The sequence below is a fragment of the Gilvibacter sp. genome (genome assembly GCF_965601605.1).
Lineage (GTDB): Bacteria > Bacteroidota > Bacteroidia > Flavobacteriales > Flavobacteriaceae > Gilvibacter.
The window spans coordinates 47707-69835 of record NZ_CBFCWJ010000039.1 but is presented as its reverse complement, the minus strand read 5'-3'; the positions used below and the strand labels follow the sequence as shown (position 1 = coordinate 69835).

Annotated in this window: 17 protein-coding genes; 5 read left to right on the top strand and 12 right to left on the bottom strand. The window is 44.6% G+C overall.

The window, feature by feature from the left end:
- Positions 1-1146, top strand: a complete 1146-nt coding sequence (gene egtB / locus ACSLP7_RS11440) for an ergothioneine biosynthesis protein EgtB (protein ID WP_435579428.1) — start codon at positions 1-3, stop codon at positions 1144-1146.
- Entirely contained in the window at positions 1146-2081 is a 936-nt protein-coding gene (locus ACSLP7_RS11435) for an L-histidine N(alpha)-methyltransferase (RefSeq protein WP_435579427.1), read from the top strand. The genes egtB and ACSLP7_RS11435 overlap by 1 nt, the downstream gene beginning before the upstream one ends.
- A gap of 2 nt (positions 2082-2083) precedes the next feature.
- Here the strand turns inward: ACSLP7_RS11435 and ACSLP7_RS11430 are convergent, their stop codons facing one another.
- The 4 genes from ACSLP7_RS11430 to ACSLP7_RS11415 form a co-directional block, all read right to left on the bottom strand.
- On the bottom strand, positions 2084-2986 hold the full coding sequence (locus ACSLP7_RS11430) for a histone deacetylase family protein (RefSeq protein WP_435579426.1): 903 nt from the start codon (positions 2984-2986) through the stop codon (positions 2084-2086).
- Positions 2987-5044: a methionine--tRNA ligase gene (metG, locus tag ACSLP7_RS11425; RefSeq protein WP_435579425.1), complete on the bottom strand. Its 2058-nt coding sequence runs from the start codon at positions 5042-5044 to the stop codon at positions 2987-2989.
- Between the two features lie 62 nt (positions 5045-5106).
- Positions 5107-6723 carry a DUF1501 domain-containing protein gene (locus ACSLP7_RS11420; protein WP_435579424.1) on the bottom strand — a complete coding sequence of 539 codons (1617 nt, stop codon included), beginning with the start codon at positions 6721-6723 and terminating at the stop codon, positions 5107-5109.
- 7 nt (positions 6724-6730) lie between these two features.
- Complete coding sequence (locus ACSLP7_RS11415; RefSeq protein ID WP_435579423.1) at positions 6731-8191, bottom strand: DUF1800 domain-containing protein; 1461 nt, start codon at positions 8189-8191, stop codon at positions 6731-6733.
- A gap of 123 nt (positions 8192-8314) precedes the next feature.
- On the opposite strand from ACSLP7_RS11415, the gene ACSLP7_RS11410 reads away from it, so the two are divergent.
- Together ACSLP7_RS11410 and ACSLP7_RS11405 are read left to right on the top strand one after the other, a co-directional pair.
- Positions 8315-9229, top strand: coding sequence for a S66 peptidase family protein (locus tag ACSLP7_RS11410; RefSeq protein ID WP_435579422.1), 915 nt, complete (start codon positions 8315-8317; stop codon positions 9227-9229).
- Positions 9226-9585 (top strand): YraN family protein, encoded by a 360-nt coding sequence (locus ACSLP7_RS11405; RefSeq protein WP_435579421.1) that lies wholly within the window; start codon positions 9226-9228, stop codon positions 9583-9585. Before ACSLP7_RS11410 ends, ACSLP7_RS11405 begins: the two co-directional genes overlap by 4 nt.
- On the opposite strand, the gene mfd is transcribed toward ACSLP7_RS11405, so the two are convergent.
- From mfd to ACSLP7_RS11375, 6 genes are all read right to left on the bottom strand, one after another.
- Complete coding sequence (gene mfd, locus ACSLP7_RS11400; RefSeq protein ID WP_435579420.1) at positions 9560-12913, bottom strand: transcription-repair coupling factor; 3354 nt, start codon at positions 12911-12913, stop codon at positions 9560-9562. The two genes, ACSLP7_RS11405 and mfd, sit on opposite strands and share 26 nt — an antisense overlap.
- A gap of 64 nt (positions 12914-12977) precedes the next feature.
- Positions 12978-13778: a tryptophan-rich sensory protein gene (locus ACSLP7_RS11395; RefSeq protein WP_435579419.1), complete on the bottom strand. Its 801-nt coding sequence runs from the start codon at positions 13776-13778 to the stop codon at positions 12978-12980.
- 19 nt (positions 13779-13797) lie between these two features.
- Positions 13798-14445 (bottom strand): ligase-associated DNA damage response endonuclease PdeM, encoded by a 648-nt coding sequence (pdeM, locus tag ACSLP7_RS11390; RefSeq protein ID WP_435579418.1) that lies wholly within the window; start codon positions 14443-14445, stop codon positions 13798-13800.
- Positions 14446-14449: 4 nt separating this feature from the next.
- Entirely contained in the window at positions 14450-16909 is a 2460-nt protein-coding gene (locus ACSLP7_RS11385; RefSeq protein ID WP_435579417.1) for a ligase-associated DNA damage response DEXH box helicase, read from the bottom strand.
- Positions 16906-18492, bottom strand: coding sequence for an ATP-dependent DNA ligase (locus ACSLP7_RS11380; RefSeq protein WP_435579416.1), 1587 nt, complete (start codon positions 18490-18492; stop codon positions 16906-16908). The genes ACSLP7_RS11385 and ACSLP7_RS11380 overlap by 4 nt, the downstream gene beginning before the upstream one ends.
- A 4-nt stretch (positions 18493-18496) precedes the next feature.
- Positions 18497-19504: a ligase-associated DNA damage response exonuclease gene (locus ACSLP7_RS11375; protein WP_435579415.1), complete on the bottom strand. Its 1008-nt coding sequence runs from the start codon at positions 19502-19504 to the stop codon at positions 18497-18499.
- 135 nt (positions 19505-19639) lie between these two features.
- On the opposite strand from ACSLP7_RS11375, the gene ACSLP7_RS11370 reads away from it, so the two are divergent.
- Positions 19640-20062 carry a TerB family tellurite resistance protein gene (locus ACSLP7_RS11370; protein WP_435579414.1) on the top strand — a complete coding sequence of 141 codons (423 nt, stop codon included), beginning with the start codon at positions 19640-19642 and terminating at the stop codon, positions 20060-20062.
- 10 nt (positions 20063-20072) lie between these two features.
- Here the strand turns inward: ACSLP7_RS11370 and ACSLP7_RS11365 are convergent, their stop codons facing one another.
- Both ACSLP7_RS11365 and ACSLP7_RS11360 read right to left on the bottom strand, forming a co-directional pair.
- On the bottom strand, positions 20073-21587 hold the full coding sequence (locus ACSLP7_RS11365) for an ATP-binding response regulator (protein ID WP_435579413.1): 1515 nt from the start codon (positions 21585-21587) through the stop codon (positions 20073-20075).
- A gap of 3 nt (positions 21588-21590) precedes the next feature.
- A complete protein-coding gene (locus tag ACSLP7_RS11360) occupies positions 21591-22076 on the bottom strand; it encodes a Rab family GTPase (RefSeq protein WP_435579412.1) in 486 nt (161 codons plus the stop codon).
- Positions 22077-22129 lie beyond the last annotated feature (53 nt).

The window sequence follows — 22129 nt, the reverse complement described above, 5'->3', positions numbered from 1 at the left end:
ATGCTCAGAGAACGGTTTCTCAAAACGCGTGCCCGTACCCAACAGATATGCAGTCCCTTAAAGATTGAAGACTATTCGGTACAACCCATGACAGACGCCTCGCCGCCCAAATGGCATTTGGCACATACCACTTGGTTTTTTGAACAGTTTGTCTTGGTTCCTTATAAGAATGAATATTCGGAATTTGATAAGGATTTTGCGTATCTGTTCAACAGTTATTACAACAATTTGGGGGATCGTGTTTTGCGTCCAAACCGAGGCTTAATGACGCGCCCTGTGGTCTCTGAGGTTTTGGATTACCGCGCCCACGTGACTGACAATGTCGCAGAGCTACTCGCGCAAGACGATTGCCCTGATGTGGTTCACGAGTTGGTTGAGTTAGGAATCAATCACGAAGAGCAGCATCAGGAGTTGTTGGCCTATGACATTAAAAGTCTCTTTGGAAATCAACCGACCTTTCCGCTTTACGGTACGGTTTATTGCCTTCCGGAAGAGGGTAAAGCCCAGGATTACATAAAGGTTCCTGAAGGACTATACGAGGTGGGCTATCAAGGAGAAGACTTCCATTTTGATATTGAGAAGGGGCGTCACAAGGTATTTTTAGAAGCCTTTGAGATTTCGAATCGTTTGGTGACCAATGGGGAGTTTTTAGAATTTATTGAAGCTGGAGGTTATACTGATTTTAATCTTTGGCATGCAGAAGGTTGGGAATTCATCAACCAACACGAGGTGAGAGCGCCTTTATATTGGCATAAGATCAAAGATCAATGGCATCGCTATTGTTTGGAAGGCTTAGTTCCGGTCAATCCCAATGAGCCTGTGATGCACATCAGCTTTTATGAAGCTGCAGCCTATGCAGAATGGCGCGGTTTACGCATTCCTTCTGAGTTTGAATGGGAAGTAGCGTCCAAACAACTCGATTGGGGAATTTTATGGGAATGGACCAGCAGTGCTTTTTTACCTTATCCAAGGTTTGAAAAGAAGCCTGGAGCTGTAGGCGAGTACAACGGGAAATTTATGATCAATCAAAAAGTACTTCGCGGAGCTTCTGTCGCTACTCCTGAAGGCCATAGTAGAGCGACCTACAGAAACTTTTTTCACCCGCATTTGCGTTGGCAGTTTGCAGGATTAAGACTTGCACGCTAATGAACGCCAATACTGTAAACGAAATATTGCAGGGCCTAAGCGCCCCAGAAAAATACATTTCCTCCAAGTTCTTTTATGACGATGCAGGAAGCGCCATTTTCCAGCAGATCATGGAGATGCCGGAATACTATTTGACCAATGCAGAACAAGAGATCTTAGCTCAGCAAGCTGGTGATATCATCACTGAGACTGGTTTTAAAGGCCCTTTTAATGTGGTAGAATTAGGTGCTGGTGATGGCAGCAAGACTTTTGAGCTGCTGAATTATTTGGACAAGCAAAACCGAGAGGTGACCTATGTTCCCATTGATATCTCTAAGGCAGCAGTGGATGGTTTGGCTGCGGATTTTGCCCAGCGATTGCCCAACTTGACCTTAAACCCCAAGGTGGGAGATTATTTTGAAGTACTCAATGGCCGATTAAAAAGTGAAGCCAATCCGAGCTTATTGCTCTTTTTGGGCAGTAATATTGGCAATTACATTCCGGGAGATGCTTTGGATTTACTGCGTTTGTTTCATAAAAATATGCGCGATGGAGATGCGCTGCTATTAGGTGCGGATCTGCAAAAAAATCCCGAGGTCATCCGCAGAGCCTATGATGACCCGCACGGTATTACGCGAAATTTTAATTTGAATCTCTTAGACCGATTCAACAGGGAGTTGGACGCCAACTTTGTCAAAGAGCAGTTCGACTTTTATTGCCATTACAATCCACTCAGTGGGGAAGTCCGCTCGTATTTGATTAGTTTGTCAGATCAAATCGTAGACCTGGCAGACCAGCAGATAAGCTTCAAAAAGGACGAATTGATCTGGACCGAGCTTTCTAAAAAATACAGTTTCCCTGAATTGGAAGGCATGGCGGTGACGGCTGGTTTTGAAGTTCAAAGACACTTTTTAGATTCACGCAGCTATTTTACCAATAGCCTCTGGATCAAATAAAATTAGTTCCAAAGTTCGTGGGCCAGACGGTAGGTATTGGCATGCGCCTCTAAAATGATCTTGATGTCAGGAGAATAACCACCTCCCATGCTTATTTGCACTGGAATCTCTCTTTGGTAACAAGCCTCTAGAACCATCCGATCTCTAGTTTTGCAGCCTTCCATACTGCAGCCGAGTTTTCCCAATTTATCCGTGGCAAGAATATCTACTCCGCTGAGGTAAAAGATAAAATCAGGCTGGATTTTATCAATCAATCGCGGAAGATGAAATTCTAAGATCTCCAAGTATTCTTTATCTTCAGTGCCGTTAGGTAGTCCAATATCCAAGTCTGATTTTTCCTTGCGGAAAGGGTAGTTGTGCGCCCCGTGCATAGAAAAGGTAAAGACGCTATCATCTCCCTCAAAAATCTCTGCTGTGCCATTGCCTTGATGCACATCTAAATCGATGATCAAGATTTGTTTTGCTTGTGCATTTTGGATGAGGTTTTTGGCCGCAATCGCCTGGTCATTCAGCAAACAAAAGGCCTCGCCACTGGCTTTAAAGGCGTGATGAGTCCCACCTGCAATATTGAGCGCGCATCCGTGCTTCAGGGCAAACTGAGTAGCTTCAAGTGTACCTTGGGCAATAGTGAACTCGCGTTCAATGAGTTTTTCAGACATGGGGAACCCCACTTTTCTGGCTGCTCTTGGTTCTATGTTTTGCGCCAACAGATCTTCCACATACTGCGGATCATGAACAGCTTTTATGGCTTCCATATTCGGTTTCCCAGGCACAAAGAATTGTTCCGGGTCGCAAGTGCCTTCATGCAAGAGTTGCCGATGTAACAGCTCGTATTTTTGCATCGGGAAACGATGCCCTAAAGGTAGCGGATGCTTATAGATGGGATGATAAGCAACGCGAATCATTTAGCTGATGCTACTGCCGTTTTTAACAGCCTCTTCCGGAGACATGAACACCAATTTACCGTCGGCATCTTCTGCTAAGAGAATCATCCCTTGACTTTCTACACCACGAAGCGGTCTCGGTGCTAAATTGACCAATACGGTCACTTGTTTGCCTACCAATTCCTCAGCCGTATAATGCTCCGCTATACCAGAAACTATGGTGCGGGTATCAATACCTGTGTCTATTTCCATGACCATGAGTTTTTTGGTCTTGGCCATTTTTTCAGCCTTCATGATCGTACCTACGCGCATGTCAATTTTGGTGAAATCATCAAATTGAATGGTGTCTTTCTGTGGTTCCGCTTGGGCGTTTTCCATTTCGTTGGCTTTTTTAGTAGCTTCTAGTTTGTCCAATTGTGCTTGGATTTGTGCATCGTCAATTTTCGAGAATAAAAGTTGGTTGGTCGCAATTACATGACTTGCTGGCAAATAGGTACTGCTCTCTGAGAGGTTTTGCCAGTTCACTGTTTCTGTGTCTAGGTGAAGCATATTGTTGAGCTTTGCGCTGGTATGCGGCAAGAAAGGCTCTGATAGTACTGCTAAGGCAGCAGTGATTTGAGCGGCTACAAACATTACAGTTTGGGTGCGCTCTTGATCGGTCTTGATGCTTTTCCAAGGTTCTTGACTAGCCAGATACTCGTTTCCGCTTCGGGCTACCTTCATTAAAATGCTTAAAGCTTCGCGGAATCTGTACTGTTCTAATGAGGATTCCATATCAGCCTTTAGGGTTTTAATTCCTTCAAGCACTTGATGATCCGCTTCTGTAAAGTCCGCTGGACTAGGAATTGCACCGTCGTAATATTTATGGGTCAAGACCACCACGCGGTTCACAAAGTTTCCAAAAATGGCCACCAGCTCGTTGTTATTTCGCGCTTGGAAATCTTTCCAAGTAAAGTCGTTGTCTTTACTCTCTGGTGCGTTTGCCGTCAAGGTATAACGCAATACATCTTGCATGTCTGGGAAGTCCTGCAAGTATTCATGCAGCCAAACTGCCCAGTTCTTTGAAGTAGAAAGTTTATTGCCTTCTAGGTTTAAAAATTCATTTGCCGGCACATTGTCTGGCATAATATAATCTCCTGCAGCTTTTAAGATACTTGGGAAGATTATGCAGTGGAACACAATATTGTCCTTGCCAATAAAGTGCAGCAATTTGGTGTCCTCATCTTTCCAATAAGGCTCCCAGTTGTTTCCGGTAGCTTCTGCCCATTCTTTAGTGGCTGAGATATAACCTATCGGTGCGTCAAACCATACGTAGAGTACTTTTCCTTCACCGCCTTCCACAGGTACAGGAATTCCCCAGTCCAAATCGCGAGTTACTGCTCGAGGCTTGAGCCCGTCCATGATCCAAGACTTCACTTGTCCGTGCACGTTGGGTTTCCAATCCTTTTTATGTCCCTCCACGATCCACTCGTTGAGCCATTCTTGATATTGATCAAGCGGCAAGAACCAGTGTTTTGTTGATTTTAAGGTTGGAGTCGTTCCAGTAATGGCGGACTTTGGGTTGATAAGATCGGTGGCATTGTGGCTGGTTCCGCAGTTTTCACATTGATCGCCGTAACTAGCCTCGTATCCGCATTTTGGGCAAGTCCCTATGACAAAACGGTCTGCAAGGAATTGATCGGCCTCAGCATCATAAAGCTGTTCGGTAACCTGCTCAATGAACTTGCCGTCCGCGTGCATTTGTTTAAAGAATTCACTGGCAGTATCATGATGGATTGGCGCGGATGTGCGTGAATACACATCAAAGGAAATCCCAAAATCTGCAAAGGAGTCTTTGATGATCTTGTGGTAACGGTCTACTACTTGCTGTGGAGTAATTCCTTCCTTTTTAGCTTTAATGGTGATCGCTACACCGTGTTCGTCGCTACCGCAAACAAACACAACGTCTCGTCCTTGTAAGCGCTGATAACGCGCGTAAATATCCGCTGGAACGTATACGCCTGCTAAATGCCCAATATGAATCGGTCCGTTAGTATACGGCAAAGCAGCCGTTATTGTATATCTTTTGGGTTGTGCCATGATTCTCAAAACAAAGCACAAAAATAGGCAAAAAAAAGCCGCGACTAGCGCGGCTTAAGGTCTTATCGTATCACGATGGATTTACTGAAGTTCTGTTCACCTACAGTAATTCGGTAGATGTACTGCCCGGTATGTAAACGAGTGTTTGCAGAATTCTTCACATCGATCTCATGAGCTCCTGAGAATTTCATGTCATTGGTTAAGGTGGCTACCTCCTGTCCAACAATATTATAAAGCACCACTTTGACATGCGCAGAGAACGGCATATTGAAGTTGATAAATGTACTGTTGTCTCGGTAGGTCGCGGTATGCGCAAAGCGATTGACATCCTCAAAATCATTGACAGATGCTGTATTACATGCAAAGCCAAGATCAACTAAAGAGTAATCTGTGTTGAGCAAGGCGGCATTCACAGTAGTCTCGTCAATACATAGCCATTCAATCATGATGGTCGCATAGATGTTTCTAAAATCCTGGTTAAAGATCAAATTCCCAAAGGGATCTGTTGCGGTCAAACTCGGGTGTGAGCCCACAAATCCGCTTTCACCTAAACCACTTCCAAAGAGCATCATCGTAGAGGCCGATCCGTGGTCCGTTCCTAAACTTCCATTTTCAAAAGGACGTCTTCCAAACTCAGAGATGGTCATGGAAAGCACCTTGTCATCCCAGCCGGCCGTGGCTAGATCGTCATAAAAATTCTTAACGGCCAATGACAAGTCGTTCATGATTTCATTGTGTGTTACCAACTGATTGGCGTGGGTGTCAAATCCACCAAGAGTAACCATAAATACTTTGGTTCCTAAACCTCCTTTGATCAATCGAGCTATGATCGCCAATTGATTGGAGAGATCTCTGGTGTCGTAAGGGGCATCGTTTGTAGCTCCTTCGTAAGCCTCGTTGATTACACTCGCATAAGCAAAGGTGGTATTCGTGGCGGCTCTCAAAAATTGAAGTTGATCTCCGTAATAGCACTCAGGAATATCCGTCACATCATGAACAACTCCGGTAGAGGCAATGGAACTCAGTTGATCCGGATTGGCCACAGTAAAGGCATAGTTACTATTCAATCCGTCAAAAATCAGGTTGCCAATACTTCCAATTTGGATGGCTGGAGGCACCTCTGGAGGATTCACCAAATAATCTGGATAGAGCTCTTCAAAATAGCGTCCCCACCATCCGGTTTCTCCCGGATCTGAGGTATCTGTATTGGCCCAAATATCTGAGGATTCAAAGTGCGAAAAGTTTTGATCCGGATAACCGACTCCGTGAACCACCTTCATGCGTCCGTCTCCCCAAACAGATTGGAGCGGACTCATAAAGTCAGGAAGCCCAAAATCAGGGTCTAGTGCGTAAAGCGAACTCTCTGCCAAGCGAATGTTTGGTCTTAAGCCCGCATAAGTATCGTAGTCGTAAACTGGAACAATGGTATTAAGGCCATCATTACCCCCTTTAAGGCGGATGATCACTAGGATATTATCGTTCTCAGATTCTGTCAAGGCCATAGCCAAAGGCGAAGGATTAGAAACCGTCAAATTGGTTCCCCCTAACATAACCGTTCCACCACCAAGAAGCCCTAATGCCTGAATGAAGGAGCGGCGACTCCAGTGGTTGTGTTCTTGTTCGTGCTGCTTATCGTGCAGCTTCTTATAGTTTGATGAAGAGAAGTGATTGTTACACATAGCAGTTTTATTTTAGTTGGAACTCTGGGGCTTTCGCCAAGTGAATCAATAAACCGGCAACTTGTCCTGGCGCTGTGTCCCAATACAAATTCCAGGTTCCGTCGTCATAGTACCCTTGAGGAATATCGCCTTTGAAAATATCAATGGCCACTTCATAATCAGAAAGGGTATGGAAAGGTTTGCCTATCAAACGATCTGCAATCACAGTTGTGATGAACTCCGGATCGTTGCTATCTCCAGAAAGCGAGATGGCTAAATTCCGTAGGTCTTCTGGGTAATTAGAGAGTATATAAAACATATACAGTTCAATGACTTGCCAGCGACCGGTCAGCGTACTGCTGGAAATCCAATCGTGATCCCGTTGCCATCCGGCGACATCAACAGGCTCATACATTTCTTGCCCTAAAACTGCGGCGTAATAAGTCAAACCGTTCAAAATGGCATCATCATAGGTGAGTTCGGCTTCCGTAGTAAAGTTGAATAAAAAGTCAAAAGGACTTTTTACCACAACTCCTTGGGCTAATTCGTCAAAGAAATGCTCGCTCTTAAAGAGTTGGCGTAAAACGGGAGCCAATTCAAAATCACTAGCGATAAACGTATCTGCCAAAGGCGCGATGATATCAGTCAAGGCAAACTCAGACACTTCATGACTCACAAAGAATTTATAGAGTTTGGTACAGATAAAAGTTGCAATCTCTGTTGGACGCTGCTCAAAGAGAATAGTGATCACGTCATCATACTTCCAAATTCCGGCTTGTCCAAAGATGTTCTTTACGCTGGGGTCCCAGGTAGATTCGTCAAAATAAATAGCGTCTCCCACTTCTGCCCAGTGATTCCATCCGGTCAATGCCTTGGAGGCAAATTGAATGTCTGTCTCCGTATAATTGTTGTCTAAACCTAGGGTGAATAGTTCAAAGAGCTCGCGGGCGTAATTCTCATTAGGCTCAAAACGCGTGTTCTGAAAACCGTTGAGGTAGAACAGCATGGCACCAGTTTTTCCAATGTCCGAGACAAAATCGCGGAAGTTGCCAATGGCATGCGTCTGGTTAATATTGTAATACTGGAACATATAGGGCGAGTAGAAATAGGTTTCCAACTCAGTCACAAAATGATTCATCCAGAAAAAAGTCAAACGATCCCTAAGCTTATTTTGGATCAAATCCGTGGCTGTTTGGGTGCGCCAAGCTTCAATGAATTCGTTGTTTTCCGTGTCGTAATCACTAAAATTTGTGAGATTCCAATAACCCCAAGGCGGAGTGGCTGTGGGTTCCATGGCAACGGCCTGGTCCACCAGCTGATCAATAAAGGCATCTGGAGTTAATGTAAGCGCATTGTCTAGCTCCAATTGATTGGCACCAAAGGCAAGTCTGCGCGTCACGTGAATCGCTTTATTCAGGTCCCAAGGGTTCTCGTCTGTAGGAACAAAAGGGGTAATAGGCGACGTATTGCATAGAGTAGTAGCTTCCATAGGCAATTTGGCTTAGTAGGTTTTTTGTTTCAATGTACTGAAAATCTGATAAATGACTGGATTAATAGCTCAAATTTTGAGTATTCTTATCATTTCTGCATCTTTGACGTAATTCAATTACGGATGGTTACACCTCAATTTTTGACTGCTGGAGATCGCGTGGGTTTAATTGCCCCTGCGCGTTTTATTACTGAGGAGCATTTAGAACCTGCGCTGAAGCTCTTGGAAAGCTGGGGTTTACAAGCCGTTTTGGCCGATAATATTCACGAGCAACATCACCAGTTTGCGGGAGACGATAAACGCCGTGCTGCCTCAATGCAAGCCCTTGTGAATGATCCAGAAATCAAAGCTTTATGGAGTGTCCGTGGCGGTTATGGCAGTATTCGATTGTTGGATCACTTGGATCTCACCAGTTTTAAGCACCATCCAAAATGGCTTATAGGTTACAGTGATGTGACTGTTTTTCACAATGTCCTTCACATTTTAGGGATGGCAAGCATTCATGGTACCATGCCGATTGATTTGGCTGAGCTACCGACGGCTTTAGGCAATCATCCACAGGCTTTGGAAAACTTGCGGTCCATCTTGTTTGGTGAGACTCCTGGTTTGGAATTTGCTCCAAGCGCAGAGAACAGATTAGGCGTTGCCAAGGGCCTAGTAACTGGAGGCAATCTTTCCATGCTTTACAGCATGTGTGGAAGTCCGTATCAGGTGCAGACTGCCGGGAAAATTTTGGTAATTGAAGACTTGGATGAGTATCGTTATCATATAGATCGAATGCTCAGAAACTTAAAGAACAATGGGCTTTTAAGTGATCTCGCCGGGCTCATCGTAGGTGGATTTACCAAAATTCACGACAACAGCATTCCTTTTGGAAACACGGTTAAAGAGATTATCTTAGAGCTTGTAGATGGCTGTGACTATCCCGTTGCTTTTGATGCTCCGAGCGGTCATATTCATGAAAACTATCCGCTGATCTTTGGTCAGCAAGCACAATTCGAAGTTACTCCCCGAGGTGTAAGTTTGAATTATTTATGAGTTATAACAACCAACTGGGTCGCCGCGGAGAAGTCGTAGCGGCAAAGTTTCTTCAAAAAGAGGGCTATGAGATCTTAGCCCGCAATTACTATTACAAAAGAGCAGAACTAGATTTGATTGCCTTCAAGGATGAGTTAGTGGTCATTGTTGAGGTCAAAACCCGCAATTCTGATTTCTTCGGAGATCCCCAACGCTTTGTCACGCCCAAAAAGATCAAATTAATGGTCAGAGCCGCGGATGCTTTTGTTCAGCAAAAACAGTGGAGTTACGAGCTCCGATTTGATATAATTGCTGTAGTGCTCAATAGCAAACAACAACAGCTCACACACATTAAGGATGCGTTTTATCACTTTTAAGTTGACGGTGTAGTGGACTCAAGGCTGCCAAGGCCTCAGAAATGGATCTAATTGTACCAAAGCGCAGCAGTAATTTCAAGCCTGTACGGGTTTGCTTTTCATTCATGCTGATTTTATCCGGCTGTTGCTGAACATAACTCAGCACGGCTCCAAAACTGTCGCTTTGGTAGTAGCCTGATTGTTGATCGCTGATGAAGTATCCGACCATTTTGTCCTTTTTCATCAAGACCCGTTCCAGGCCTAAATCTAGGGCCATCCATTTTATGCGGACGCTGTTGAGCAGGTCCTCCACTTGCTCGGGCAATGGACCAAAACGGTCTTCCAATTCCTTTTGGAATCCTTGGAGTTCTGCTTCGGATTTTAACTCGCCCAGTTTGTGATACAGGTTGAGACGTTCGCTTATGTTGTTGACGTATTCCGATGGGAATAGCAGTTCAAAGTCGGTGTCGATCACCGTTTCTTTGATCCACTTTTTGTCTTTCTTTTCTTCTCCTTTGTAGAGCGATTTGAACTCTTTCTCCTTGAGTTCCTCTATGGCTTCTGCCAAGATTTTTTGATAGGTCTCAAAGCCGATCTCATTGATAAAACCACTCTGTTCTCCACCCAAAATATCTCCAGCCCCACGAATTTCTAGGTCTTTCATTGCAATCTTAAAGCCACCACCCAGCTCTGTGTATTGCTCTAAGGCTTGGATTCGTTTACGCGCGTCTGTAGTCATGACAGAATAAGGCGGAGTGATGAAATAACAGAAGGCCTTTTTATTGCTACGCCCAACACGCCCGCGCATTTGATGCAGATCAGAAAGTCCAAAGTTGTTGGCGTTATTGATAAAGATGGTATTGGCATTAGGTACGTCCAAACCGTTTTCAATGATGGTGGTGGAAACCAAAATATCAAACTCTCCGCTCATAAAGGCGAGCATGAGCTTCTCTAATTTTTTGCCGTCCATTTGACCGTGACCCACGCCAATTTTAGCATCCGGTAAGAGGCGTTGCAACATTCCGGCAACTTCTTGAATGTTCTCAATACGGTTGTGGACAAAGAATGCCTGACCTCCTCTAGAGATCTCGTATTGCATAGCGTCGCGGATAGCCTCCTCAGAAAAACGTATTACTCGAGTTTCAATCGGGTAGCGATTGGCAGGTGGTGTATTTATGACTGATAGGTCTCTGGCGGCCATCAAACTGAATTGCAGCGTTCGCGGAATAGGTGTTGCTGTTAAAGTGAGCGTATCCACATTCTCTTTGATGGTCTTGAGCTTGTCTTTTACGGCTACGCCAAACTTCTGCTCTTCATCAATAATCAGCAGTCCCAGGTCTTTGAATTTGATCCCTTTATTGACCAATTGATGCGTCCCGATCACGATATCGAGTTTTCCACTGGCCAGATCCTCCAAAACTTGATTGCGTTCTTTGGTGGTTCTAAACCGATTCAGATAGTCAATATTGACTGGCAAACGCTTCATGCGTTTGGAGAAGCTCTTGTGGTGTTGAAAGGCCAAAATGGTTGTTGGAACCAAAACCGCAACTTGTTTGCCATTATCTACGGCTTTAAAAGCAGCACGGATTGCTACTTCTGTCTTACCAAATCCAACATCCCCGCAGACCAAACGATCCATAGGGCGTTCGCTCTCCATGTCGCGCTTAATATCTTCAGTGGCTTTGGATTGATCTGGAGTGTCCTCATAAATGAACGACGATTCCAGCTCGTGCTGTAGGTAAGAATCCGGAGCGTACTGAAAGCCTTTTTGCAAACGGCGTTTAGCGTAAAGTTCAATAAGGTTAAAAGCAATTTCTTTGACCTTCTTCTTGGTCTTTTGCTTGAGTTTTTTCCAGGCGTTGGAGCCCAATTTGTAGATCTTCGGAGCGGTGCCGTCTTTACCATTGTATTTAGCAATCTTGTGCAAAGAGTGAATGCTCAAATACAAGATGTCTCGATCTCCATAAATAAGCTTAATGGCCTCTTGAAATTTGCCTTCTACCTCTATTTTTTGCAAACCACCAAACTTCCCAATTCCGTGATCAATGTGGGTCACATAATCGCCAACTTCCAGGTTAGTTAATTCTTTTAAGGTAATGGCCTGTTTTTTGGCATAACCGTTTTTAAGGTGGAATCTATGATAGCGTTCAAAGATCTGGTGATCGGTATAGCAGGCTGTTTTAGATTCAGCATCTACAAAGCCAGAATAGAGTGAGAAGACTGCAGTTTGGTATTGCACATCATCCGCGGCGTCTTCTAAAATATCTTCAAAACGTTTGGCCTGTTGTACGGTGTCACAAAAGATATAGTTTGTATAACCTTTCGCGTGTTTTTGCTGGAGGTCTTTGATCAGAACCGGGAACTGCTTTTTAAAGGGCGGTTGCGGTTGTGTTTTAAATTCGATGGTCCCATCAGTAGGAACTTCTGCCACATGGGTAAAGGATTCCAGCAGTTCAGAAAAAGTGGCACCGTTGATAAAAAGTTCTGCAGGTTTGAGTTGTTTTACCGTCTGATCGAGTTCGGTAAAGGCCGTCTCCGCTTTCTCAAAGAAATCATCCAGTTTTTCTTCTATCAAGCGTTGGTTGGCAGTAAATACTACGGTCTTTCTGGCAATGTATTCCAAAAAAGAAGCGCGCTTTTCTTCCAACATTTTGTTGGCCACATTTGGGATGATTCCGATGCGTTTTATTTGTTCGGTGGAGAGCTGGGTTTCTACATCAAAGCAACGAATACTGTCCACCTCATTGCCAAAGAATTCCAAACGATAAGGCTCGTCATGAGAAAAAGAAAAAACGTCTAAGATCCCACCACGTACTGAAAACTCTCCAGGTTCAGTGACAAAATCAACACGTTTGAACTGATAGGAGAATAGCACTTCGTTTACAAAATCTAAAGAAAGTTCGTCACCAACTTTAACGCTCAGAGTGTTGCGTTCCAATTCTTTTCGGGTCACTACCTTCTCAAAAAGCGCTTCGGGATAGGTGACAATAAGAGCCGGTTTTTTGCGGGAGTTGATCCGATTCAATACTTCGGATCTGAGCAGTACGTTTGCGTTGTTGGTTTCCTCAATTTGATAGGGACGGCGGTAGCTCCCCGGAAAGAACAGAACTTCCTGATCGCCTACTAATTGCTCCAGATCGTTGAGGTGATAGGCGGCTTCTTCCTTGTCATTAAAGACGCAAAGGAAAGGTCTTTCGGATTCTTTAAAAAGCTGAGCAACTACAATAGAAAAGGCAGAACCGTGAAGGCCCGATAGTGTTGTTCTCGCTTGATTTTTGGATATAGCTTCCCCTAGTTTTCTTAGTGAAGAAGACTCTTTGAACACCGATTGTACCAGCGTTTTGCTCATGGGATGGCAAAGATACTGCCTTCCTTTGGGAATTTAAAACAACTTGTAAAGCAAAAAGTGAATTTTAACGCTTGCCGTAGTATTCCAGCAGCTTGAACAGCGGGTTGGTCTTCCAATTCTTCACGGCGTGCAAAGTGCTGCTTCCAATTAAAACACCCATAACCAGCATAGCTGTATTTGCAATGAGTTCTTGGGTGTGCCAGTTGGCCACGGCAATCGCGCCCAAGGCCCAAGCACCAACCAAGGCAAATTCGCGCATATTGCGCTTCCAGGTAACAGCCAAGTTGACGGCTCCCGCGACAAGTATCACTATGATGGTCCAAGTGACTTCAGAGAGGCCCAAACCGTCCCAATTGGTTTTGTGTAAATAGGCCGAGATATTGGCAATGCTCGCCACGGTGATCCATCCGCTGTAGATTACAAAGGGCCACCATACAAAGGCAATGGTCGGGATAGCAGCGTCATAAAGTTCCATGCCATTTTTAACCACTATTACGAGCAGCGCAATTAAGATCACAAACATGCAGACCACAGACCATCCAGTCCATTCGTAGAGCCAGCAAAAGATCCACGCCATATTGGCTCCGCAGGAGAGTAAGAACCAACCGGCCGTTTTTTCCAGAAAAGAATCGTCACGCACTTTGCCAAAGGCAGCGACCAATCCGTAGATCGCAAAGCCAATAAGCAGTAAATAGATCAGTCCCCAAATAGCAAAAGCATAACCTGCAGGGGTGAAAAGGGTGTTCAAATCGTCAGAAACACCACCAATTGTTTTACCAGCTATAGCTCCAGTATTGGACAGGTAATTGACATAAATAGTTGCGACTAAAGCAACCGTATTGAGGAGTGCGTAAATTTTTTTCATCTGTTTAAAGATACGCAAATTAGGGCGTCTCGTGAAGGGCCATAAGTTCGCCTTCGGCAATGGCGTAAATGCGGTCACCACTGCCCGGACGCAATACATGTTTGCCTGTAAAACTCCCAAAAGCGGGCAAGATCATTTGCTTGCCGCTGATAAAAAAGCACGGCAAGCTTATGGACTGTCTTCCCACACCGCGCAAGCGCACTCCGGGATGTATGTGACCGCTAATGGTGAACTGTTCTGGCTTATCTTCTGGTATGTGCGTGAGTTGAAGATCACCAAGTGCGCCGACCTCACAAGTAGTTATTCCTAATGCGTCATATCGACTCAAGGGGATGATATCGTGATTACCCAAGACCAAGGTAGTTTCCGGCTTTCGATCTTGGGTCCATCGGGCAAAATAATCCCACTCTTTGTTGGTGTGGCTGTGGAATAGATCGCCTAAAAAATAGATGCGATCGGTTTTAAAATCTTCCATAGCGATGTCCAAACGATCAAAATTGGATTGAATAGCTGCCGTCGGAACTGCAGCCCCGTGTTTTCTAAAATGACTCACCTTGCCCAGATGTACATCGGCAATCAGAAGGCAATGGTATTCTGGAACATACAAAGCACCACTGGCGTGTCCAACACAATCCAATCCGCCGAAATTGAACGCTAAAGTCTTCATGGAATTAGTCTTCATATTGCACGCGCATGCGTTTGATTCTATCACTGAGTTTTTCCGAGCTCATCTTTTCGCGTAACCTATCGGTAATGATCGGGAAGCTAAATGGCGTTGGCTTTTCACAAGGGCGCCATACCATGTCCTGATTGCATATACGCTCTAAAGCAATGCGCAAACGGCCTTCTTCCAGCTCGTGCTCAAAGGTCTCTCGGTAGGCTTGCTGCAAAAGTAAATTATCGGGCTCAAAATCCTTAAAGACCTTAAACAGCAAACGCGAATTGCTTTGCAAATGTTTAGTCTTGACCGTCTTGTTGGGATAGCCTTGAAATACCAAGCCACTGATCACCGCAATGTCTCTAAATTTTCTACTCGCCATTTCTGTGGCGTTAATACTTTTTTCCAAGTCTTGTAGTAAATACTCCGGAGTGAATAGTTCGTTGTCAAAGATGAGTTGCACATCCCAAACCTGATCTGACAGCAATTCAAAACCGTAGTCGTTATAGGCCAAAGAGAAACTGATGGGAATCAGCAAACTGATCCTGTAGGCCAAAATATGACTCAAAGCTTCGTGTACAAATCGACCTTCAAAAGGGTAGAAGACTACGTGGAAACCTTCTCGAGTTTCAAAGGATTCTATCAAAAATTCATAAGATGCAGGCACTATAGATTCCTGCAATTGTCGTTCAAAAATATGACTCAGGGCGCGTAACTCTCGCGTTTGAGATTTGTACGCGCTACTGCTTTGCAGCTCTTCCCTAAGCAGTTGACTCATTTGGGAGGAAAGTGGCAAACGCCCACCCATAAAACTCACTACATTGCTGCTACGTTTTTTAGATTTTCTAACCTGAGCGGTCATGTTTCTCAAGCGGACCAATTCTAGGGTTCGACCAGCAAAGACAAAGGTGTCTCCAGGTTTCATCTTACCCAAGAACCATTCTTCTACTGTCCCGATAAAACCACCGCTCACGTATTTGACCAAAAGCATGGCATCGCTCACAATGGTGCCAATTGACAAACGATGCATCATGGCGATCCTGCGATCGGTGACCTTGAAAAGTCCGTCTTCTTGAATCAATACTTTTCGGTATTCGTTATAGGCTTCTAAACTTTGACTGCCCTTTGTAATAAAATTCAAACACCATTGCCATTGCTCTCCTGTTAGGCCTTGAAAACAAAAGGTGCGTTGTACTTCTGGAAAGATCTCCTCCGGTTTAAAACCATCACTAACAGCCAAGGTGACCAAGTATTGGATCAGGACATCAAAGCAGAGTAAAAAGGGCGTGCGGTCTTCCATTACGGACTCTGTTACTGCCCGTTTTAAGGCTGAGGCTTCAACCAATTCCAAAGCGTGAGTGGGCAAGAAGTAGATCAAACTCGGTTCTCCTGGGCGGTGGTTGGAACGCCCGGCGCGTTGTAAAAATTTAGCAACCCCTTTTGGACCTCCAATTTGGATGATGGTCTCCACCGGAGCAAAATCCACGCCGAGGTCTAAACTAGAAGTAGCCACTACAGCCTTGAGGGATTCATTGCGAATGGCTTGTTCTACCCAAAGTCGTGTTTCTTTATTGATACTGCCGTGATGCATGGCGAGTTCGCCTGCTAATTCTGGGTGCTTTTCTAAGATCTTCTGAAACCAGATTTCGCACTGTCCGCGCGTGTTGGTAAAGATGATGGTCGTTTTGCTGGCTTCAATGATGGGAATGATCTCTTCCAATAAATGTAAACCCAAATGGCCGCGCCAAGGGAAGGTCTCCATTTTCTTAGGGATTATGGATTTGACTTTGACCTTGGGTTTGCGCTTGGCCCTGATCAGTACTCTGGGTTTTTCCTGCTCAGTGGAATCGCCCATCAAAACATCCATGGCTTGATCTAAGTTTCCAATGGTGGCAGAGATGCCCCAAATACGCAGTTTTGGGCAAATGGCCTTTAAGCGAGACAAGGCCAGCTCCATTTGTACTCCACGCTTAGAACCAAGGAGTTCATGCCATTCGTCAACCACTACGGCTTCCAAGGTTTTAAAGAGTTTGGGATAGTCTTTACTAGCCAAAAGCAGCATAAGACTCTCGGGAGTAGTGATAAGCAGATCCGGCATCGAGCGCTTCTGTTTGGCGCGTTCTGCTTGGGTGGTGTCTCCAGTTCTAATGCCAACGGTCAAGCCAGTTTCCAGTTCATCGGCCATACGTTGTGCCGCCTGTTGGATTTCTACAGAAAGGGCACGCAGCGGAGTGATCCAAAGGGCTTTGATCCCTTTTTTGTGTTTGGTTTTATACTCCGGATTGGATTTGATATAAGACAAAACGATGGGAGTCCATAGGGCATAGGTCTTTCCACTTCCGGTAGGTGCATTCAGTAGACCGTGCTTGCCTTGTAAATAGGCATTCCAAGTTTGTTTTTGAAACGGAAACGGATTCCATCCACGGCCCTCAAACCAGCCCTGAGCGATATTTAAAAGTTCTTCGCGTTTCATTTTGGAATGAGTGCTTTTAGATCTTCTAAACTGTTTGCCTGATCAGGCTTTTTGTCTTTGCGCCAACGGTGAATTCTCGGGAAGCGAGTGGCAACGCCACTTTTATGACGTTTGCTGGCAGCAATACCTTCAAAGGCGATCTCAAAAACATGCTGAGGAACCACGGAACGGACCGGTCCAAAGCGTTCCAAAGTATTCTTTTTGATCCAACTGTCTACCTCTTTGAGTTCGGCATCAGTAAGGCCACTATAGGCCTTGGCAAAAGTGACCAGAGCCCCTTCATGCCAAAGGGCAAAGGTGTAATCTGTAAAGAGGTTGGCCCTACGTCCGTGCCCTCGCATGGCATAAGTAAGTACAGCATCTATGGTAAAGGGATCCACCTTCCATTTATACCAGTCGCCACGTTTTCTGCCTACGCCATAATGCGAATCTTTCCGTTTGATCATCAGGCCTTCACTGCGTTTTTCTCTAGAACGTTCTCGCTCTGCAGCTGCCTCTTCCCAATTTTTAAAATTCATGGTACTGCTGAGGTAAAGCGGTGAGCCCTTTCCAATTTTCTTTACGAGCTTATCCAAAAGTTCACGTCGCTTAATAAATGGAGTACTTCTTAAGTCTTCTCCCTGCCATTCCAGTAAGTCATAGGCAATGAGGATCACGGGATGTGACTCTAGAAGCTTTTTGCTGATGTTTTTGCGTCCGATTCGTGTTTGCAACAAATTAAAATCGCCAATTTGTCCGTCGGGAAAACAGACAATCTCGCCATCTAAAACGGTTCCTTCTGGAATTAGGTCAAGGAGTTTGTCAAATTCTGGATACTTGTCGGTAACCAATTCTTCGCCCCGACTCCAAACAAAATGAGTTCCAGCTCTAAAGATCACTTGGGCACGAATCCCGTCCCATTTATGTTCAAAACTGTATTGAGAAATGTCTCCAAGCTCCTCAACTTCACCTTCTACAGCATGAGCCAAAAAGAAGGGGTAGGGTCTGGAAACTGCCGCAGCTTCCGAAGGAGCTATGATCAATTCTTCAAAACTTATGGTCTTTGGGTTCCAATTTCCCATGAGTTTAAAGGCGAGCTCATCCGTATCAATACCCGTGGCCTGTCCAAGGGCACGTGTCATCAATTTTTGACTCACACCAATTCTGAATCCGCCGGTGATGATCTTGTTGTAGACAAAGCGCTCGTAATAGTTGAATTGATCCCAGCGTTCTAATATGGTTGCTTTTTTGATGTTCTCATTTTCACTGCCGAGCGCAGCAATTTCATTGACCACCGCTGTCAAAGACATTTCTGTACTGCTTTGAGGGTGTGGCAAAACCAAAGCGATTGTCTCTGCCAGATCACCCACAATGTGATAGCTTTCCTCAAAAAGCCAAGCAGGAATATTAGCCAGTTCAGTTGCCCAACTTCTGAGCAAGGTAGTAGTAACAGGGCGTTTAGGACGGCGGTGAGAGAGCAGAGCGATGGTCCAAACCTTATCGCTGTCTGCAGCTGTGGTAAAATAATTGGCGAGAGCCGCAACCTTTTGGTTGGTCTTGTTAGTGCTGTCTAAGGCTTTTATGAGTTGAGCAAAGGCTTTCATAGAATTAGGCAGTTTCTTGAGTTTGATCTATGGTTTCTGCCTCATAAGCTGTTGCCTCTGTTTTAGCGTCTAAGCCTAATTCTTCGCGGAGGTAGCGGGAGAAGATTTCTGTATAGCCGTGTGTTGCGATAACTTGCTCGCAACCTGTAGCTTTTACTGCAGTGAGCAGATCTTGCCAATCTGCGTGATCACTCAATACAAATCCTTTGTCTAAGGCGCGTCTTCTGCGAGCGCCTCTAAAGGTCATCCACCCACTGGCGGCAGCCGTAGTTTGTGCTCCAATCTTTCTGATCCATGCAGCGTTTTGAACTCCTGGTGGCGCAACAATAAGTGATCCTTTCAACTCCGCCTTATCCATCGTAGTATCGAGCAAGGTGAATTCCGGCAGGTCAAAGTCTTTGGCCATGGCTTTGTTGAGGTCGTAAATGGTTTTGTGCACGTAGATTGGGCCGATGTCGGCATTGACATTTTTCAAAATACGTTGCGCCTTTCCTAAACTGTATCCGAAGAGCAAAGAAGTAACATCATTGGATCTATTGGTAGCCCACCAAGAATCGATCTCATTGAAAACCTCTTTTTGTGACTCCCAAGAAAAGGCGGGTAAACCGAATGTGCATTCGGTTATAAAAGTGTTGCATTTGATAGGCTCAAAAGGAACGCAGAGACCGTCATCTTGCAATTTGTAATCTCCTGTGAAAACCCAAACCTCGCCTTGGTATTCTACCCGCACTTGTGCAGAGCCCGGAATATGACCCGCGGGATGCAAACTAAATTTAACTCCATTGACCAAAAGCGTCTCGTTCCAATCCAAACCTTGGACTTGAAGTTTACCCAAACGGTGTTTAATAATTGGAATATTGGTCTTGTGGGTGATATACTGCCCGTGACCGTAACGCGCATGGTCTGAATGCCCATGAGTTACAATGCATTTGGGAACCTTCCGCCAGGCGTCCAGATATACGTCTGCCTGCGGACAGTAAATGCCGTTTTTATTAAAAACCAATAGGGGCATGGGAGTAATTTTTGCTCCCTATAAAAATACGACAATTCCCGCGGTAGCCTTGCTTGCATTTTTAGCAAAATTGGAGGCCGATAGCCTGTTAGAAATGAGAAGATACTGCTATATTTGCAGCAATTAAGTAAAACTATGTCGTTTAAGAATCTTTTTCAGAGTTACGAACACTCAAGAAACCTTAGCCACTTTGCCGCTTTGGTGAGAATTGCCGCAGTAGATAACGAGCTCAACGAGCAAGAAATGGCCCGTTTGGATCGCTTTGCTAATAAATTGGGAATCCACGAATCTGAGCAGAAAGCAGTCCTTAAAGATCCGTCTTTGTATCCGATCAACCCACCGAACTCTCACGAGGTGCGTTTACAACTGTTACACGACATGTTCTCCATCATCTTTGCAGACAACCAGATCGACGAAGACGAACACCATCTATTGGTGCGTTACGCAACTGGTCTTGGATTCAGTGATGAGCAGGCGGAGAAATACATCAAACGCTCCATTCAGATCTACACTGGAGGTTTAGACTTCGAAGACTACCAATATTTGGTGGAAAAGTAAGCCGAGCGGCCTACTTCTCCTTTTCTTTAAACGCGGCCTTGATTGCTTTAACGAGCTCTTTAGGCTGATACGGTTTTGTCAAATAAGCTGAGATACCTAGAGCTTCAGCTTCTTTTTGATATTCTGCTCCAGCCATGGCTGTAAGCACAACTACTGGAATCTTTTTGGTTTTTCGTTCTGCACGCAAACGTTTCAAGAATTCAATTCCATTGAGGATCGGCAAGTCCAGATCCAACAGGATCACATCGTATGACTTTAGATCGATCAGCTGTAATGCCATTTCTCCATGCAGGGCTAAATCCATCGAAATAAAACCTTCATTGATCAGGATCTTCATGATCAACATCTGATCCAATTCCGCATCGTCCACACAAAGCACACGAATGCGCTCATCTACGTCAATTGCCTTTTTACGAGCAGGTTTTTTCTCTTCGCGCAGCGGAACTTCAAAAGGTAATGAAACCTCAAACTGCGTGCCTTCTCCCACCTTGCTTTTTACCTTGATCTTTCCTTTTTGAAGTTTCACCAGATCATCCACTATTTTAAGTCCGAGACCTTGTCCTTCTGTTGGAGAGAGGAGTTGGTCGATCTGATAGTAAGAATCAAAGATCTTAGGAAGTTCTGCGTCTTTAATCCCGTAACCGGTATCTGAAACACTAAAGCGTATAGAGGCCTTTTTGGCGCGTGAATAGTCCACACTGATATCGAGCAAGACCTTCCCTTTGGGAGTATTCTTAAAGGCGTTGTCTACCAAATTGATCAGAATCTGCTTAACGCGAATGGGATCTCCAATGAGCACCGCAGGGACATTGTCATGCATATTGACTTCAAATTCAATCCTCTTAGTTTTGGCCTTGAGACTGAACATATCTTTCAAATGCTTGGTAACGTCCTTCATTTTAAAGGACACGCTTTTCAAGTTCAGGGTTCCCTGACTGATCTTGGAAATATCCAACAGATCATTAAGCAATTCCTCAATATGCAGTCCGGTTTGACGTACAATTTTGAGCATTTCTGCCTGATCGTAATTCAGGTTGCTGTCTTGTAGTAAATTGACAAAGCCCATCATATTGCCCAAGGGTTTGCGCAATTCATGACTGAGCTTGGATATAAAGCTATTTTTTAGAGCCTCCTTTTCATTGGCTATGGCTTGTTCAACCAATAATTGGTTTGCCAGAATAGTGTTTTCATTCTTTTCTTGAACCACCGGATGCGATCTGCGATAATGCTCCGTAAAGTCATATAGGATAGCGATCAATTCTCCATCTCCATAACGCAGTTCAATGTCCAAGACGAATTCGTCCTGGTCTGTCTTTAGGTTGATACAAGGAAACTCTAAAAGTTCGGCATCTTCACTTACTAAGGGGACAATAGCTTCAAAAAAAGGATCTAGATCCTGCAAGCTACTTCCTTTTTTAAGTGGGATCAAGGCATCATCAGAAGCCGTGACTTTCCCCGACATATCGGTGGTAATGATCTGAACTCGCTTTTCCAGCAAGTCAGATTTAAAACTCTTTAAACTCATAAATTACAGCAGTTCTCTGGCCAATTCTTCAAAGACCGTGGCGACATTGGTTCCTTCCTTGGCGCTGGTGGTTATGACTTGTTCCAGTTTGTTTTTAGTGAGAAATTCATCCAGATCGTTTCCGTCAAAAAGGTCGGCCTTGTTCCCAACAATTTTAATTGGGGCCTTAGGATATTGCTTTTTGATAAACTCTAGATTTTCGTTGAGGTTGTTAAAGGTGATCGGACGGGTCAGGTCAAAGACGTACAGGAATCCATCGGTTCCTAACATATAGCTTGAACGCATGTCTTCTACTTTAGCGTTTCCTTCCAGATCCCAGATGATCATGTTCACCTGATTGTCGTCCAATTCGATCTGTTTTTTCTTTACCTGAACCCCAAGGGTTACCAGATAATCTTCGCTAAAAGCGCTATCAACATAACGTCTCACTAAGCTGGTCTTTCCAACTCCGAAATGCCCTATCAGCACAATTTTTTTAGATACTTCCATCTAATACGTGGTAATTTTAGTTGTCAATGATTTGCGTTGCAATTTGTGTTCCA